14 protein-coding genes are annotated in these 15,872 nt (G+C 64.1%); 6 read left to right on the forward strand and 8 right to left on the reverse strand.

Annotated elements, in window-relative coordinates; genetic code table 11:
* Positions 1 to 96: 96 nt before the first annotated feature.
* The 5 genes from EPN80_RS03945 (at position 97) to EPN80_RS03965 (ending at position 6,354) form a co-directional block, all read left to right on the forward strand.
* Positions 97 to 1,119: a TRAP transporter substrate-binding protein gene (locus EPN80_RS03945; protein WP_293023958.1), complete on the forward strand. Its 1,023-nt coding sequence runs from the start codon at positions 97 to 99 to the stop codon at positions 1,117 to 1,119.
* A gap of 59 nt (positions 1,120 to 1,178) precedes the next feature.
* The gene (locus EPN80_RS03950; protein WP_293023960.1) at positions 1,179 to 3,074 is read left to right on the forward strand and encodes a TRAP transporter large permease subunit; all 1,896 of its coding nucleotides are present in this window, start codon (positions 1,179 to 1,181) and stop codon (positions 3,072 to 3,074) included.
* 87 nt (positions 3,075 to 3,161) lie between these two features.
* Entirely contained in the window at positions 3,162 to 3,701 is a 540-nt protein-coding gene (locus EPN80_RS03955; protein WP_293023963.1) for a VOC family protein, read from the forward strand.
* Positions 3,698 to 4,996 (forward strand): ribulose-bisphosphate carboxylase large subunit family protein, encoded by a 1,299-nt coding sequence (locus EPN80_RS03960; RefSeq protein ID WP_293023965.1) that lies wholly within the window; start codon positions 3,698 to 3,700, stop codon positions 4,994 to 4,996. Before EPN80_RS03955 ends, EPN80_RS03960 begins: the two co-directional genes overlap by 4 nt.
* Positions 4,993 to 6,354, forward strand: coding sequence for a four-carbon acid sugar kinase family protein (locus EPN80_RS03965; RefSeq protein WP_293023968.1), 1,362 nt, complete (start codon positions 4,993 to 4,995; stop codon positions 6,352 to 6,354). Before EPN80_RS03960 ends, EPN80_RS03965 begins: the two co-directional genes overlap by 4 nt.
* Before the next feature lie 8 nt (positions 6,355 to 6,362).
* On the opposite strand, the gene EPN80_RS03970 is transcribed toward EPN80_RS03965, so the two are convergent.
* From EPN80_RS03970 to prpB, 6 genes are all read right to left on the reverse strand, one after another.
* Positions 6,363 to 7,097 (reverse strand): ABC transporter ATP-binding protein, encoded by a 735-nt coding sequence (locus tag EPN80_RS03970; protein WP_293023971.1) that lies wholly within the window; start codon positions 7,095 to 7,097, stop codon positions 6,363 to 6,365.
* A 67-nt stretch (positions 7,098 to 7,164) separates the two neighbouring features.
* Positions 7,165 to 8,187: an ABC transporter substrate-binding protein gene (locus EPN80_RS03975; protein WP_293023974.1), complete on the reverse strand. Its 1,023-nt coding sequence runs from the start codon at positions 8,185 to 8,187 to the stop codon at positions 7,165 to 7,167.
* 14 nt (positions 8,188 to 8,201) lie between these two features.
* A complete protein-coding gene (locus EPN80_RS03980; protein WP_293023977.1) occupies positions 8,202 to 9,119 on the reverse strand; it encodes an ABC transporter permease in 918 nt (305 codons plus the stop codon).
* A 420-nt stretch (positions 9,120 to 9,539) separates the two neighbouring features.
* Positions 9,540 to 10,991, reverse strand: coding sequence for a bifunctional 2-methylcitrate dehydratase/aconitate hydratase (locus tag EPN80_RS03985; protein ID WP_293023980.1), 1,452 nt, complete (start codon positions 10,989 to 10,991; stop codon positions 9,540 to 9,542).
* Between the two features lie 42 nt (positions 10,992 to 11,033).
* Positions 11,034 to 12,188 (reverse strand): 2-methylcitrate synthase, encoded by a 1,155-nt coding sequence (gene prpC / locus EPN80_RS03990; protein WP_293023983.1) that lies wholly within the window; start codon positions 12,186 to 12,188, stop codon positions 11,034 to 11,036.
* 26 nt (positions 12,189 to 12,214) lie between these two features.
* A complete protein-coding gene (gene prpB, locus EPN80_RS03995; protein ID WP_293023986.1) occupies positions 12,215 to 13,111 on the reverse strand; it encodes a methylisocitrate lyase in 897 nt (298 codons plus the stop codon).
* Positions 13,112 to 13,346: 235 nt separating this feature from the next.
* Between prpB and prpR the strand changes: the two genes are divergently transcribed.
* Complete coding sequence (gene prpR / locus EPN80_RS04000) at positions 13,347 to 15,338, forward strand: propionate catabolism operon regulatory protein PrpR (RefSeq protein ID WP_293023988.1); 1,992 nt, start codon at positions 13,347 to 13,349, stop codon at positions 15,336 to 15,338.
* Positions 15,339 to 15,375: 37 nt separating this feature from the next.
* On the opposite strand, the gene EPN80_RS04005 is transcribed toward prpR, so the two are convergent.
* Both EPN80_RS04005 and EPN80_RS04010 read right to left on the reverse strand, forming a co-directional pair.
* Positions 15,376 to 15,537 (reverse strand): hypothetical protein, encoded by a 162-nt coding sequence (locus EPN80_RS04005; protein ID WP_293023991.1) that lies wholly within the window; start codon positions 15,535 to 15,537, stop codon positions 15,376 to 15,378.
* 148 nt (positions 15,538 to 15,685) lie between these two features.
* Positions 15,686 to 15,872 (reverse strand): hypothetical protein (locus EPN80_RS04010; protein WP_293023994.1); only part of this gene is annotated, 187 nt, incomplete at its 5' end.

A 15,872-nucleotide genomic window follows, 5' to 3' on the forward strand; every position in this document is an offset into this window, starting at 1 on the left:
GCCTCATTTCCTGAGCAGCATACTTGGCTTGTGTTGCCGATGAAATGATGTTTTTTGATTGTTTTTGAATCATCAACAATAATTGGAGACAAGCGAATGATTAACCTTAAACGGCGCGCCCTCATGCGTGCCACAGCCGCTGCGCCGCTGGCCGGCGCCCTGGCCTTCCCCGCCATCGCGCGCGCCGCCGCGCCTCAGTATGTGTTCAAGTACGGCAATAACCTGCCGCTGACGCATCCGCTGAATGTGCGCGCCCAGGAAGCCGCCAATCAGATCCATGAGGGTTCCAAGGGGCGCATGCAGATCCAGATTTTCCCCAACAATCAATTGGGCGGCGACACCGATATGCTGGCGCAGGTGCGCAGCGGCGGCATTCAGATGTTTACGCCGTCGGGCCTGGTCGTCTCGACCCTGGTGCCGGTCGCAGCCATCAACGCGGTGGGCTTCGCCTTTGCCGATTATCAGCAGGTGTGGGCAGCGATGGACGGCAAGCTGGGCGCCAATGTGCGCGCGGCGATGGCCAAGGCCGGCCTGGCCTCGTTCGCGCGCATGTGGGACAACGGATTCCGGCAGACCACCACCGGCACGGTGCCGATCGACAGCGCGGCGAACATGCGCGGCCTGAAGATCCGTGTGCCGGTAAGCCCGCTGAGCATCGATATGTTCAAGGGCTTGGGCGCCTCGCCGACCAGCCTGGAATTCAGCGAAGTGTACTCGTCGCTGCAGACCCACATCGTCGATGCCCAGGAAAATCCGCTGTCCATCGTCGAAGTGGCCAAGTTGTACGAGGTGCAGAAGTATTGCTCGCTGACCAATCACATCTGGGACGGCTTTTGGTTCGTGCTCAACCAGCGCGCCTGGCAAGGTTTGCCCAAGGATCTCCAGCAAATCACCGAGAACGCCTTCAATGAGGCGGCGCTCAAGCAGCGGGCCGACGTGCTCAAACTCAACGAAGACGCGGTCACGTACCTGCGCGGCAAAGGGCTGACGATCAACCACCCGGCGCCGGACAGCTTTCGCGCAACGCTGCGCCAGTCGGGCTTTTACGCCAAATGGAAAGCCCGCTTCGGCGAGCAGGCGTGGGCCTCGCTGGAGCAATACACCGGCAAGCTGGCGTAAGACCGCGCTGCCAATGCGCCCGCGCCGGCATCGGCGCCGGGCTCTCAGGAGACACTCGTATGGTTGAGCCGATATCGGCGTCGGCGCCGGTTGCCGCCAAGCGCGCCGAACCGGGCAGCGCTGCCGCGGCGCGCCGTTGGCCGCGGGCGCTGGATCGCACCTTGATGACAGCGGTGGAAATTTGCGCCGCCTTGCTGTTGCTGGTCGAAATCATCGTGCTGTTGGCGGGCGTGATCTGCCGATATGTATTGCATGCACCGCTGGTGTGGTCGGATGAATTGGCCGGCATGCTGTTTCTGTGGCTGTCGATGCTCGGCGCGGTGCTGGCATTGCGGCGCGGCGAGCATATGCGCATGACCGCGTGCGTGGCGCGACTGAGCCCGTCGCGTCGCGCATTCGTCGATACGCTGGCGATCTCGGCCTCGGTGGCCATGCTGGGCCTGATCATGACGCCGGCCTGCCATTACGCGCTCGACCAGATCCCCATTCTCACGCCGGCCATGGAGGTCAGCGATCGCTGGCGGGCGCTGGCATTGCCGGTGGGCATCGGCCTGATGCTCGCGGTCGGCCTCATCCGCCTGGCGCAGGTCGGCCGCCGGCGCGACATCCTCATCGCGCTGGCGATGGCCGCCGCGCTTAGCGCCGCTGCCGTGCTCGCCGCACCGTGGTTCCAAACGCTGGGCAAAGCCAACCTGCTGATTTTCTTCGTCGGCGTGGTCGCCATCGGCATCTTCTCGGGCGTACCGATTGGGTTCTCCTTCGCGCTGGCGACCTTTGGCTACCTGTCGCTGACGACAACCACGCCGCTCGAGGTGATGGTCGGTCGCATGGACGAGGGCATGTCCAACCTTATTCTGCTGGCCGTGCCATTGTTCGTGTTTCTCGGCCTGCTCATCGAAATGACCGGCATGGCGCGCGCGATGATCGCGTTTCTCGCCAGTCTGGTCGGGCATGTGCGCGGTGGCCTGTCGTATGTGCTGATCGGCGCGATGTACCTGGTCTCGGGCATTTCAGGCTCCAAGGTGGCCGACATGGCCGCCATCGCGCCCGTGCTGTTTCCCGAGATGAAAAAGCGCGGCGCCGACGAAGGCGACCTGATTGCGTTGCTGGCGACTGCCGGCGCGCAAAGCGAGACCATTCCACCCAGCATCGTGCTTATCACGATCGGCTCTGTGACCGGCGTGTCGATTTCCGCGCTGTTTACCGCCGGCTTGCTGCCAGGCGCCCTGCTCGCCTTAATGCTGTGCGCGGTGGTGGCATGGCGCTATCGCAGGGAAGACCTGAGCGGCGCGCGGCGCACCAGCCGGCGTGAGATCGCCCGCCTCATGCTGGTGGCGCTACCCGCGCTCATTCTGCCGGTGGTGATCCGCACTGCTGTGGTCGAGGGCATCGCCACGGCCACCGAAGTCTCGACCATCGGCATTGTCTACGCCAGCGCGATCGGCATCCTGGTGTATCGCCAATTTTCCTGGCGGCGGCTCGGCCGCATGCTGGTGAGCGCGGCCACCTTGTCCGGGGCGATCATCTTCATTATCGGTTGCGCCACTGCCATGGCGTGGGCGCTCACCCAATCGGGCTTCTCGCAGGACCTCGCCGCGCTCATGGCGAAGATGCCCGGGCGCGCCTACGGATTCCTGGCGATCTCGATCGCGGTGTTCATCCTGCTTGGCAGCGTGCTCGAAGGCATTCCCGCCATTGTGCTGTTCGGGCCGCTGCTGTTTCCCATCGCGCGCGCCGCCGGCATCAACGAAGTTCACTACGCCATCGTCGTGGTGCTGGCCATGGGCGTGGGTCTGTTCTCGCCGCCGTTCGGGGTCGGCTATTACTCGGCATGTGCCATCAGCAAGGTCAACCCCGACGCCGGCATTCGCCCGATCCTCGGCTACATGGGCGCGCTGCTGGTCGGGCTGATTCTGGTGGCCGCGATCCCCTGGCTATCCATCGGCTTTTTATAGCAACGGGCACTTGGTCGCTCCGCGTGCAAGGCGGTTATTGCAAGTGGCGCGACTTGATTTCCAATTGGGCAGTATCGGGAGATTTTCATGAGTCGTTTTTTTGGCGAAATTCGCCAGGCCGGTTACGTCGTGCACGATATCGAGGCAGCAATGGATCATTGGAGCCGCGTGCTTGGCGTGGGTCCGTGGTTCTATAACGAGCGGGTGCCGGTCGAGCATTACCGCTATCGCGGCCAGTCCTATGAGATTCACAACTCGGTCGCGCTGGCTAACTCCGGGCCATTGCAGGTGGAGCTGATCCAGACGCGCAATGACGCGCCGTCGATGTACCGCGACTTTCTCGCCGCCGGACACACGGGTTTGCAGCACAACGCTTACTGGACGACGAATTTCGACGCTGATCTGGCGCGCCTCGAACAGCAAGGCTTTCGGGTCGCGATGAGCGGCGAAGTGGGTCAGAACGGCCGCTTCGTTTATTTTGACACCGAGGCTCACCCGGGCACGGTCATCGAGTTATCGGAAGTCGCCGGCCCCAAGGGGAAAATGTTCGATTTGATTCGCGCGGCCTCGATCGACTGGGACGGCCGCGATCCGGTACGCCCCTTTCCTGACCTGAATACGCTATGAACTCATCCGCCACCGCAGCGCCATTGCGCGACGACTGCCTGCAGGCCGATTACCTGATCGAGACGCCGCTGGACCCGGCCAGCGTGGCCGAGGTGATGGCCGGCGAGCAATCGAGCGGCACTTTCGTGCGCGTGGCGCATGAAACCGACGACCTGCGCGCGCGCAGTCGCGCCGTGGTCGAGCGTGTCGATGAAATCGAGCCGCTGGTGCGACCGAGCTTGCCCAACGCATGGCTGGCACGCCAGCGAATTGCCGGACCGTGGCACCGCGCGCGCCTCACGCTGTCGTTTCCGCTGGCCAATATCGATGCCAATCTGCCGACGCTGGCCGCGACCGTGGCCGGCAACCTCTACGATCTGGGAGAGGTCACCGGCATGCGGCTCGAGGCTTTGCGCCTGCCCGCAGCCTATCGCGCCCGTTTCGAACTGCCGCGCCACGGCGTGGCCGGCACGCGACGCCTGAGCGGCATCGCCACGGGCCCATTGATCGGCACCATCATCAAGCCGAACGTGGGGTTAAGTGCCGACGAAACTGCCGCCCTGGTGCGCGATCTGTGCGAGGCCGGCGTCGATTTCATCAAGGATGACGAAGTGTGCGCCAACCCGGTTCACGCGCCGCTGGCCGAGCGCGTGCGCGCCGTCATGAAGGTGGTGCGGGACTATCGCGAGCGCACCGGTCGAACTGTGATGGTGGCCTTCAACATTACCGACGAGCTCGACGCGATGCGCCGGCATGCGGATCTGGTCGAGCGCGAGGGCGGCGCCTGCGTGATGGCCAGCATCAATTGGTGCGGCCTCTCGGCAATCCAGGCGTTGCGCCGGACCACGCCGCTGGCGCTGCATGCGCATCGCAACGGTTTTGGCATGATGTCGCGCGACCCTGCGCTGGGCATCGGATTCCAGGCCTACCAGACGCTCTGGCGCCTGGCCGGGGTCGATCACATGCATGTGCACGGCCTGTCGGGCAAGTTCGCGCAAAGCGACGACGAAGTCATTGACTCGGCGCGCGAGTGCGCCACGCCGCTTGCGCCCGGCGTCGACGACACGGTGCTGCCGGCGTTTTCGTCGGGGCAATGGGCCGGTACCGTGCCCGCCACCTTCGCGGCGCTGGGCGGCACCGACCTGCTGTTCATGGCCGGCGGCGGCATTCTCGCGCATCCGGACGGGCCGGCCGCGGGTGTGACGAGCATTCGTCAGGCATGGGAGGCCGCGCAGGCGGGCGTGCCGCTGGCAGAGCACGCCCGCACGGCCGCCGAGCTGCTGCATGCGCTGGATTTTTTCGGTTCGCGCGGATGAACGGCCCAGCATCGGCCTTTTATGGCTTCTATGGCGACGACTTCACCGGCGCCACCGACACACTTGCCCATCTGGCGCGCGCCGGGCTGCGCACCATGCTGTATCTGCGCGCACCGGACGATGCGCAGCTGGCACTGGCCGGCGAACTCGACGCGATCGGTATCGCCGGCGCGGCGCGCGCCATGCCGCCGGCACGCATGGCGCGGGAACTGAGCGAAGTCGGCGCGCGCATGGCATCGCTCGGCGTGCGGCTGATGCATTACAAGGTGTGCTCGACTTTTGACAGCGCGCCGCACATCGGCAATATCGGCGTGGCGCTGAACACCTTGCGCGGCTATTTCCCGCATCCGCTGGCGGCCATCGTCGGCGGGCAGCCGGGGTTACAGCGCTATTGCGTGTTTGGCCACCTGTTTGCTGCGGGCAGCACCGAACACAGCGGGTCGCCGGCGATCCATCGCCTCGATCGTCACCCGACGATGAGCCGCCATCCGGTCAGTCCGATGCGCGAGTCGGATCTGCGCCAGCATCTTCGGCAGCAGGGTCTGGAAAACATTGGTCTGGTCGACTGGCGTTGGCGCGGCGGGGGCGCGCCGGCCCTGGCAAGCGCACTTGCCGAGGCGCTCGCCCAGCAGCCTCGGGCAGTGCTGTTCGACGTGCTCGACGATGCGCAACTGCCCGCGCTCGGCCGTCTGCTGATTGACGAGGCGGCACACCAGCCGCTGTGCGCGATCGGCCCGAGCAGCATTGCACAAGCCTATGCGCTGGCGCTGGCGGGCGCCGTGCCGCCGATGCCTTCGAGTGCCGCACCCGTCGCGCCGGCCCGCTCGCCGGTACTGGTGCTGGCCGGCAGTCTGTCGCCGATGACCGCCGCGCAAATCGAAGCGGCACATTCGTTCACGCGCATCGCGTTGGACCCGGCTCGACTCACCGGCGCCAGTGCACCGGACTATCTCGACCGGCAAGCCGCGTCGGTGGTCTCAGCACTGCGCGAGGGTCGGCATGCACTGGCCTTTACACACCGCGCCAGCGAGGCCGGCGGCCCGCCGCCCGGCACGGTGGCGCAGGCTTGCGCGGTGCTGTTGCGACGTATTGTCACGGCAGTGGGTGTCGCGCGCATCGGCGTAGCCGGCGGCGACACCTCGAGCTTTGCGATGCAGGCGCTCGACGCCTGGGGATTGTCATACCTGGCGGGCTTGCCCGGCAATGTGGCACTGTGCCGATTGCATGCCGGCGAGCCCCGGCTCGACGGCGTCGAAGTCGCCCTCAAGGGCGGGCAAATGGGCGAGATCGGCTTGTTCGAGCAACTGGTGCACGGCGTCCCCGGCGCAAGCTTCGGCGCCAGCGGGCATGCAAGCTAGCGACCCCGTCAGACTGAAAGAATTGCCATGGCCTGCCGTTTGAGATCGAGAAACGCTGGCTCCAGCATCATTTCCCAGTGGCGCGGGCGAGCCAGCGGGATGTCGCTGGTCAAGGCAATTCGCCCGGGGCGCGTGCTCATCACCACGAGCCGGCTGCCGAGCAGAATGGCTTCGTCGATGTCGTGCGTGATGAATACGACAGTCGCGTGAATGCGCTCCCACAGGTCGAGCAGGAATTGCTGCATGGTCCGGCGCGTTTGCGCATCGAGCGCGCCGAACGGCTCGTCCATCAGCAGCACGCGGGGCTGCATCACCAGCGCCCGCGCGATCGCCACCCGCTGCTGCATGCCGCCCGAGAGCTCATAGGGTTTGTGCTTCTCGAAGCCCTTGAGGCCAATGATGTCAATCAGCTCATCGACCAGCTTCCAGTCGATCTGTCGCGCATCCCGCATGCGCAGGCCAAAGGCAATATTCTCGCGCAGGCTCAGCCACGGATACAGCCCGGGCTGCTGGAACACCACCACCCGATCGGGGCCAGGCTTCGTGATCGGCCGGCCGTCGAGCGTCAGGCGACCAGCGCTCAATGCGGTCAGGCCGGCCAGCATGTTCAGCAAGGTCGACTTGCCGCAGCCCGAGGCGCCAAGAATCGTCACGAAAGTCCCATCCTCGATCGTCAGGGAGATTTTGTCCAGCGCACGTGTCGCGCCAAAATTCTTGGAGACCTGGTCGATGACAATCGGCATACCAAACCTTTACTAGCAATGCGAGCCAAAGCCCGCCGCCGACACGCGCGGCGGGCCGGTGAACCGGTCACTTCGACTTGACCGCCTCGGCCGCGTAACTGGAATCGACCGCCGATGCGAAATTGCTCGGCATCTCCGTGATCCGGCCGATCTTCATCAAGACCTTGGCGGTGTTTTCCAACGTCTTGGTGGTCGCCGAAGTGGCCACGCCGGCGCCCGAGCCCAGCACCTTGGGGGTGAGCTGATCCTGAGCCGAATAGATGTCATAGCCAGCCAGCTCGGCCTTGGCGACCGGCAGGGTTACGCCGGATTGCTTGGCCATGATGGCAAGCGCCTCGTCCGGATGTTCCTTGGTGTAAGTGACGCCCTGATCCATCGCGCGCACGAAAGCGGCGACGATCTTGGGGTTTTGCTTCGCCCACTGGGTGTTGACGATGCAGATGTTGTAGGAGGAAGCGTCCTGCGGCAAATCGCCGTCGGATTTCAGGACATGTCCGCCCAGCCCCTGCAAGGCGTCGAATACAGGGTCCCAGACAATCGCCGCATCAATGCTGCCGGTGCTCCAGGCCACGTGCATCTCAGGCGGCGACATGTTGAGCTGGCGCACCGAATCCAGCGGCACGTGAGCTTGATCGAGGAACGTCGCAAGCTCGAACGAGGCTTGCGAGCCAACCACGATGGCAATCGTCTTGCCCTTCAGATCGGCCACCGAATTGATGCCCTTGCCTGGACGCACGACGATGCCGGCGTCCGTCGTGTAACGCTCCTGGTTGAACACGATGGCAAACGGCAGCCCTTGCGAGATGCCGGTGACATACGGCGGGATGCCCAGACCGCACATGAACTGCAGGCTGTTGGAGGCCAGCGCGCTCATCGCCGCCGGGCCGGAATCGAAGAACTTGAGACTGACGTGACCGGGAATGTTCTTCTGGAACAACCCCAGGCCCTGCGTCACCATATACGGGTCGGCGCCGTTGTTTTCGTAGCCGATGACCACATCCGGCGTCTGCGCCAGGACCGGCGCGGCCATCGCCAGGCCAAGCAGCGACGAGAACAGGTAAACCCCGACGTATTGACTGATCTTTTTCACAGCAACCTCCGTTGTTATGTGTAACCGCGCCACGGAACGGCACGGCTCTCGACCACGCGGATAAGAAGTTCCATGCAATAACCAAGGATGCCAATCACAATGATGCCAACGATGACGATCGCTACCTGCAACGCCTGGCCGGCATACTGGACGAGCCAGCCAAGTCCTTGATCGGCCGCGATCAGTTCCGCGGCCACCAGGCAGGTCCATGCCACGCCGATGCCCACCCGCATGGCCGTGAAGATCTCCGGCAATACCGACGGCAAAATGACGTAGCGGAAAATCTGCGCCTCCGAGGCGCCGAGCGTGCGCGCCACCGACAGCCTGAGTGCCGGCGTGCCTTTGACGCCCGAGATGGTGCCGATGATGATGACCGGCACGGTACCCACCAGGATCAGCAGTATTTTCGGCAGTTCGCCAATGCCGAACCACACCACCAGTAACGGAATATAGGCCAGCGGCGGCACCGGCCGAACAAACTGCAGGAAGGGATCGATGACCCGGAAGATCAGCGGATTGCGGGCCATGCCCAGGCCAATCGGCACACCGAGCAGCACCGCGCCGAGAAAGCCGATGCCGATGCGCACGACGCTGATCCACATGTCGTCATACAGGGAGCGCCCACCGTAGCCTTGCGAGAGAAGCAGCACCAGTGCCTTCCAGACAGCCGTGGGCGACGGCAAGGCAATCGGCGGGAATACATGAAAAATCGAGACGATCTGCCAAATCGCGATGGCGCAGACCAGCGCAATGAATGTCGCCAGCCGATGCACATGGCCGCCCACCCGCGCACCCATGGAGCCGCGCCGCAGGCCTTCGGCCTCGACCGTGTCAATGGAGGATGTGTCGGAAACAACATCACCGGCATCGGTTGCGGTGTTCGCCGCCGCATCGGGGGCCTGCCTGTCAGGAATATCCGGCGTCACGGGCATGCGAGACTCCTTTTCCTTTTGACTCGGCGCTCGAACCGCGTCTTCGGCCAAACGATTGGGGACCTTGTGCCTGGCGTCCCCCGGTCGACCGCCACATCGGGCGACGGTCCGGTGAGGTGATTCAAGTATGCGCACGCAATATTGCGCGCGATAGTGCCAGTTCCGCCGAACCGCTTGGTCCACCCGCGTTTTGGCGCAGGGGATCCGGCCCCGCCGGCTGGCGGCATGCTTTTTTAGGATTTCATATATATATGAAATCCTACGATTTACATTGCAAATTACATCGGGGTTAACCCCGGGCGCGCAGCGCGCGCCGGGGAGCGTCACGAATAACAACGCCGGCCGCTGCGCGTGAGGCACACGCGAAGCGGCCGGCGCTCATCGAACCGAACGATGGTCCGCTGTCGGCGGCACGCCGGCTCAGATCACGAACAAGTCGACGAATTGCTGGACCGGCATGGCCTGCAGCCTGGCCGCGTCGAGCGTGGCCGCGAGGATCGCGTCCTGCTGCTTGGCCGGGAAACGCCGCGCCAGATTGGTCTTGAATTTCTCGACCAGCAGCGGCATGCCTTCACCGCGCCGGCGCCGATGACCGATCGGGTACGCCACCACGACTTCGGGCAATTGCGAGCCGTCGTTGAAGGTTACCGTGAGGCCGTTGGCGATCGAGCGTTTGTCGGGGTCGTGGTAGTCCTGGGTGAACTGCGGATCCTCCACGCAGCTCATCTTCGCGCGCAGGGCGTCGATGCGCGGGTCGCTGGCGATGCGATCCTCGTAGTCCTCGGCGGTCAGGCGGCCGAACAGCAGCGGCACCGCCACCATGTATTGGATGCAGTGATCGCGGTCAGCCGGGTTGGCCAGCGGGCCCTGCTTGTCGATGATGCGAATTGCCGCCTCGTGCGTGCGGATGGTGATTTTCGCAATGTCTTCGACGCGCTTGCCGTGCTGTGCCAGCTGACCATGCAGCGTCATCGCCGCTTCGGCCGCGGTCTGCGCATGAAACTCGGCCGGGAACGAGATTTTGAACAGCACGTTCTCCATCACGTAGCTGCCGTAGGGGCGCTGAAACTTGAACGGCTGGCCCTTGAACAGCACGTCGTAGAAGCCCCAGGTTTTGGCGGTAAGCACGGTCGGGTAACCCATCTCGCCGGTTTTTGCCATCAGCGCCAGACGCACGGCGCGGCTGGTGGCATCGCCCGCGGCCCACGACTTGCGGCTGCCGGTGTTGGGTGCATGCCGGTAGGTGCGCAGGCTGTGCCCATCGACGAAAGCCAGCGACACGGCGTTGAGCAACTCGTCGCGCGTGAGACCCAGCAACTGCCCGACCACCGCGGTGGAGGCAACTTTCACCAGCAGCACGTGATCGAGCCCGACGCGGTTGAATGAGTTCTCCAGCGCCAGGCAACCCTGGATTTCGTGGGCCTTGATCATCGCGCCGAGCACCGCGCGCATGGTCGGCGGCTGCTGGCCGTTGGCGATGGCGTTGCGCGCCAGCCAATCGGCGGTGGCGAGGATGCCGCCCAGGTTGTCAGACGGATGCCCCCATTCGGCAGCCAGCCAGGTGTCATTGAAATCGAGCCAGCGGATCATCGCGCCGATGTTGAAAGCCGCTTGCACCGGATCGAGCTGGAATTGCGTGCCGGGCACCTTGGCGCCGTTGGGCACCACCGTGCCGGGCACGATCGGTCCCATCAGCTTGGTGCAGGCCGGGTACGACAGCGCCTCGAGGCCGCAGCCCAGCGTATCGATCAGGCAATAGCGCGCGGTTTCCCACGCGGCGTCGCTCTTGACCTCGTAATTCAGCACATAGTCGACGATGTCGACCAGCACCTGATCGGGTGCCGGGCGAACGGATGAAATGGCAGCAGACATGGTTTCTCTTCAGTCAAAAAAAATCGTGATCCGGCGCGCCGCTCAACCGCGTTGGTCGATCGGCGTGAACTTCAGGTTTTCGGGGCCAGTGTAATTCGCGCTGGGCCGAATGATCTTGTTGTCGATACGCTGCTCGATGATATGCGCGCTCCAGCCGGACGTACGGGCAATCACGAACAGCGGGGTGAACATTGCGGTGGGCACGCCCAGCAGGTGATAGCTCACCGCCGAGAACCAGTCGAGATTGGGGAACATCTTCTTGACTTCAGCCATCACGCTCTCGAGCCGCTCGGCGATCGCATACATCTTCAGGTTGTGCTGCGCCTCGCCCAATTGCCGCGCGACACGCTTGATGACTTCATTGCGCGGATCGCTGATGGTGTAGACCGGGTGGCCGAAACCGATGATCACTTCCTTGGCCTCGACGCGACGGCGGATGTCGGCCTCCGCCTCGTCAGGGGTATCGTAGCGCTGCTGGATCTCGAACGCCACCTCGTTGGCGCCGCCGTGCTTGGGGCCACGCAGCGCGCCGATCGCGCCGGTCAGCGCCGAATACATGTCGGAGCCGGTGCCGGCCACCACGCGCCCGGTGAAGGTCGACGCGTTGAATTCGTGCTCGGCGTAAAGAATCAGCGAGGTGTGCATCGCGCGCACCGCGAGTTCGCTGGGCACGGTGCCGTGCAGCAGATGCAGGAAATGTCCGCCAATGCTGTCGTCGTCCGTTTCGACGTCGATACGACGGCCGTGCTGGCTGTAGTGATACCAGTACAGCAGCATGCTGCCCAGGTTGGCCATCAGGCGGTCGGCGATATCGCGCGCGCCGGGCAGGTTGTGGTCGTCTTTCTCCGGCAGGATGGTGCCCAGCAACGAGACGCCGCTGCGCATCACATCCATCGGATGCGCACTGGCGGGAATCTGCTCGAGCGCCGCACGCAGGTTCGCAGGCAAGCCGCGCAGCCCTTTGAGCTTGCGCTTGTAGCTGGCCAGCTCGGTGCCGGTGGGCAACTTGCCATGCACCAGCAGGTGAGCGACTTCCTCGAATTCGCATTGCTCGGCCAGGTCCAGAATATCGTAGCCGCGATAGTGCAGGTCATTACCCGAGCGGCCGACGGTGCATAACGCGGTGTTGCCAGCGGTGACGCCGGACAGGGCGACGGATTTCTTCGGCTTGAAGCCGGCGGCGGTGTTTTCGCTCATGGAGTCCTCCAGATCAAAGAGAGTGCTTAAGCTTTTTGCTGGGCGAAAAGCGCGTCCAGCTTCTGTTCATAGACGTGGTAACCGATGCTTTCGTACAGTTCGGCACGCGTTTGCATGGTGTCGAGCACGGCCTGTTGCGTACCGTCGCGGCGAATCGCCTGATAGACGTTCTGGGCAGCCTTGTTCATCGCGCGGAATGCCGACAGCGGATAGAGCACCAGGCTGACGTTGGCGCTGCGCAATTCGTCCACCGTAAACAGCGGGGTGGCGCCGAATTCGGTGATATTGGCCAGCACAGGCACTTTCACCGCGTCGACGAATTGTCGGTACATCGACAGTTCGGTCATGGCTTCGGGAAAGATCATGTCGGCGCCCGCCTCGACGCACGCGCAGGCGCGATCGATGGCGGCAGACAGGCCTTCGACGGCCAGCGCGTCGGTACGCGCCATGACGACGAAATCGGGATCGGTGCGCGCATCGACGGCCGCCTTGATGCGGTCGACCATTTCTTCCTGGCTGACGATCGCCTTGCCGGGCCGGTGCCCGCAGCGTTTCGCACCGACCTGGTCTTCGATGTGCATGGCGCCGGCGCCGAACTTGATCAGCGATTTGACGGTGCGCGCGATATTGAATGCGGACGGCCCGAAGCCGGTGTCGACATCGACCAGCAATGGAAGATCGCACACATCGGTGATGCGCCGCACGTCGGTGAGCACGTCGTCGAGCGTCGAGATACCCAGGTCGGGCAACCCCAGCGAGCCGGCGGACACACCGCCGCCGGAGACGTAAATCGCTTTGAAGCCGGCCGCCTGGGCCAGCAAGGCGTGGTTCGCGTTGATCGCGCCGACGATCTGCAGCGGCCGCTCGGTTTGCACTGCGGCACGAAATTTCGCGCCGGCGGAACCGGATGACGATGTTGTCATGAGACTTCTCCGAAGACTGGGTGGCAAAATGGCTGATATTCAGCAAGAGCCGTGCCATCGGCGGCCGTACCGCCAAGCAAAACGCTAACGCATTATTTCCATTGAATTATTTCTGCGTTTCACTGGCCGCTTGAAAAACCTGCGGCATCTCATTATTTCAATTTTGAAATCTCAGCATGCAAATTTGAAACGCCGCGTGCTATGCTGAACCGGTTTCCCCACCCAGGCTGAACTCATGTCTTCCCTGCCCGCGTCCCCGTTGCCCTCTCTGACACGTCCCGTTGCGACAACGTCGCGCAAGCCGACGCTATGGGCCGTCGGCATCAGCAAACTGGGCGCCTTGTACCGCGATATTGTGCCGGAGTATGCGGCAGCCGCCGATATTCAGATCATCGACAAGGGCTATGACGAGGTGATCGACGAATTGGCCACGCAACCGGCGGGCACAGTCGACGGCATCATCGCGGCCGGATCGAACGGCGCCTATCTGCGCGAGCGTCTGGCGCTGCCCGTGGTGCTGGTCAAGGTCACCGGTTTCGACGTGATGCAGGCGCTGGCGCGCGCGCGCCGTATTTCGTCGCGTATCGCGCTGGTGTCTTACGCGCGGCCGGTATTGGAATTCGAACGTTTCAAGAACGCCTTCGGGCTCGATGTCGGCCAGTGGTCTTATCGCAATGCCCAGGACGCCGAGGATCTGGTGCAGATGCTGCGCCAGCGCGGCGTCGAGGCGGTGGTCGGCCCGGGACTGGTGACGGAGCTGGCCGAGAAAAGCGGCATGGCGGGTATTTTTCTCTATTCGCACGACTCGGTGCATGCGGCCTTCGAGACCGCGCTCGAAGTCGCACGCTTTAGTCGCATCGAGGCGTGGCGGCGTGAGCGGCTCGATACGATCCTGCGCCACTTGCGCGATGGCGTGATCGCGGTCGACACCAACGAGCGGATTCAATCAATCAACGCGCCGATGCTAAGCATGCTCGGCCTTGAGACCGGCACGCCGCTGACTGGCCGCACGCTGGCCAGCGTCGCGCCGGAGCTCAGCCTGCAGCGCACGCTGGCCAGCGGCGAGGCTGAACTGGAAACCATCGTGCCGCTGCTTGGCAAGACCTATGTGGTCAATCGCATTCCCCTGCGCGAGCAAAGCGTGCTGACCGGCGCCGTGCTGACCTGCCAGGACTCGCTGGCAGTCAGCCGGATCGACCGTTCGCTGCGCTCGCGTCATCGGCCGCGTCACCTGGTGGCGCGCTACCGGCTCGACGATCTGGTCGGCACGTCGGCGCCGATCGAGCGGATCCGCACGCTCGCCAGACACTATGCCGCGACCGATTCGACCATATTGATCGACGGCGCGAGCGGCACCGGCAAGGAGCTCGTCGCACAGGGCATCCACAATGCCAGCCGGCGCGCCGACTATCCATTCGTGGCGATCAATTGTGCGGCGTTTCCGGAGACGCTGCTGGAGAGCGAGTTGTTCGGCTACGAGGAAGGCGCGTTCACAGGCGCGCGGCGCGGCGGCAAGGCCGGGATTTTCGAGACCGCGCACAATGGCACGCTGTTTCTCGACGAAATCGGCGAGATGCCGCTGCCGCTGCAAACGCGCCTGTTGCGCGTGCTGCAGGAACGCGAAGTGCTGCGGCTGGGGGCGAACGAGCCGATACCGTTCGACGTCCGGGTGATCGCCGCCACTCACCGCGATCTGCGCGCACTGGTGGCGCAAGGCGACTTCCGCGAGGATCTCTACTATCGGCTCAATATTCTGCGCCTGACCTTGCCGCCGCTGCGCGCGCGGCGCGACGACATCGCGACACTGGCGCAGCGCTTGCTGGAGCGCGCGCTGGCGCGCGCCGGCGCACGGCTGAGCGCAGCGCAATTGCTGGCCGAGCTCGAGCCATTGTTGCAGGACTACGCGTGGCCGGGCAACGTGCGCGAACTGGAAAACGTGCTCGAGCGCATCGCCGTGTCCTGCGCAGCCTTGCCCGACGTCGCGTCGCTGCGCTCGATACAGTGGCAGGACATCGCACCGGAGCTGGCCGGCCCGGTTGCCGCGTTCGCCACGCCGTCGGCCGGGCTGGCGGCACGCGGGCTGCGCGATATCAGCCAGCAAAGCCAGCGCGAGCTGATCCGCGCGATGCTCGCCGAGTGCGGCGGCGATCGCGACGAAGTCTGCCGACGGCTGGGAATCAGCCGTTCGACGCTATGGCGAAGGCTGCGCGAGTCGCCCGCCGATTGACCCGTTCGACTGCGCACAGCCCCACGGGACCAAACGCTCAGTGACCGTGACGCATGCGGTCGCGCAGGTGATGCCAGTCCATGCGTTTGTGCGACGTACTCTCACCGGCGTGGCTGACCCATAGGTAGTCGACCACCATGCCAAGCGCGAAGCTTACGATCAATGCAATGATCATCCACCACAGCCCGATTCCAGACATGGCAACCTCCTTTCATTCAGGCACCATCGTTCCATTTTAGGTCAGATTTTCCGCGATTGAAGTCATCTCATCGGCATGCGGCATCAGCCGACGCGCGCGGTGTTTCAAACCTGCAACGCCCGTCGCCATGGCAATCTTAGGATGCCGATCAATAGCAATGCCAGAACGGGCTGGAGGTACATGTGTTGAGCCCGACCATACGGCCGTCGATCTCGCGCCGCGGTCCGTCGATGCTCTTGGGAGCGTCGCGTCTCGGGCCACTGGCGCCAGGAGCAGGCGCATCGCGCCGCGGACCATCGACCGCGACCGAGGACGTGCCGTGGCTGTATGCGCCG

The organism is Pandoraea sp. (genome assembly GCF_004297875.1).
Taxonomy (GTDB): Bacteria; Pseudomonadota; Gammaproteobacteria; order Burkholderiales; family Burkholderiaceae; genus Pandoraea.

Bases quoted from the DNA above. Each gene is read 5' to 3' on its own strand.
- EPN80_RS04005 (WP_293023991.1), bottom strand. From the start codon at position 15,537: ATGTCTGGAATCGGGCTGTGGTGGATGATCATTGCATTGATCGTAAGC.
- EPN80_RS03950 (WP_293023960.1), top strand. From the start codon at position 1,179: ATGGTTGAGCCGATATCGGCGTCGGCGCCGGTTGCCGCCAAGCGCGCC.
- prpC (WP_293023983.1), bottom strand. From the start codon at position 12,188: ATGAGCGAAAACACCGCCGCCGGCTTCAAGCCGAAGAAATCCGTCGCC.
- EPN80_RS03960 (WP_293023965.1), top strand. From the start codon at position 3,698: ATGAACTCATCCGCCACCGCAGCGCCATTGCGCGACGACTGCCTGCAG.
- EPN80_RS03970 (WP_293023971.1), bottom strand. From the start codon at position 7,097: ATGCCGATTGTCATCGACCAGGTCTCCAAGAATTTTGGCGCGACACGT.
- EPN80_RS03955 (WP_293023963.1), top strand. From the start codon at position 3,162: ATGAGTCGTTTTTTTGGCGAAATTCGCCAGGCCGGTTACGTCGTGCAC.
- prpR (WP_293023988.1), top strand. From the start codon at position 13,347: ATGTCTTCCCTGCCCGCGTCCCCGTTGCCCTCTCTGACACGTCCCGTT.
- EPN80_RS03965 (WP_293023968.1), top strand. From the start codon at position 4,993: ATGAACGGCCCAGCATCGGCCTTTTATGGCTTCTATGGCGACGACTTC.
- EPN80_RS03980 (WP_293023977.1), bottom strand. From the start codon at position 9,119: ATGCCCGTGACGCCGGATATTCCTGACAGGCAGGCCCCCGATGCGGCG.
- prpB (WP_293023986.1), bottom strand. From the start codon at position 13,111: ATGACAACATCGTCATCCGGTTCCGCCGGCGCGAAATTTCGTGCCGCA.
- EPN80_RS03985 (WP_293023980.1), bottom strand. From the start codon at position 10,991: ATGTCTGCTGCCATTTCATCCGTTCGCCCGGCACCCGATCAGGTGCTG.
- EPN80_RS03945 (WP_293023958.1), top strand. From the start codon at position 97: ATGATTAACCTTAAACGGCGCGCCCTCATGCGTGCCACAGCCGCTGCG.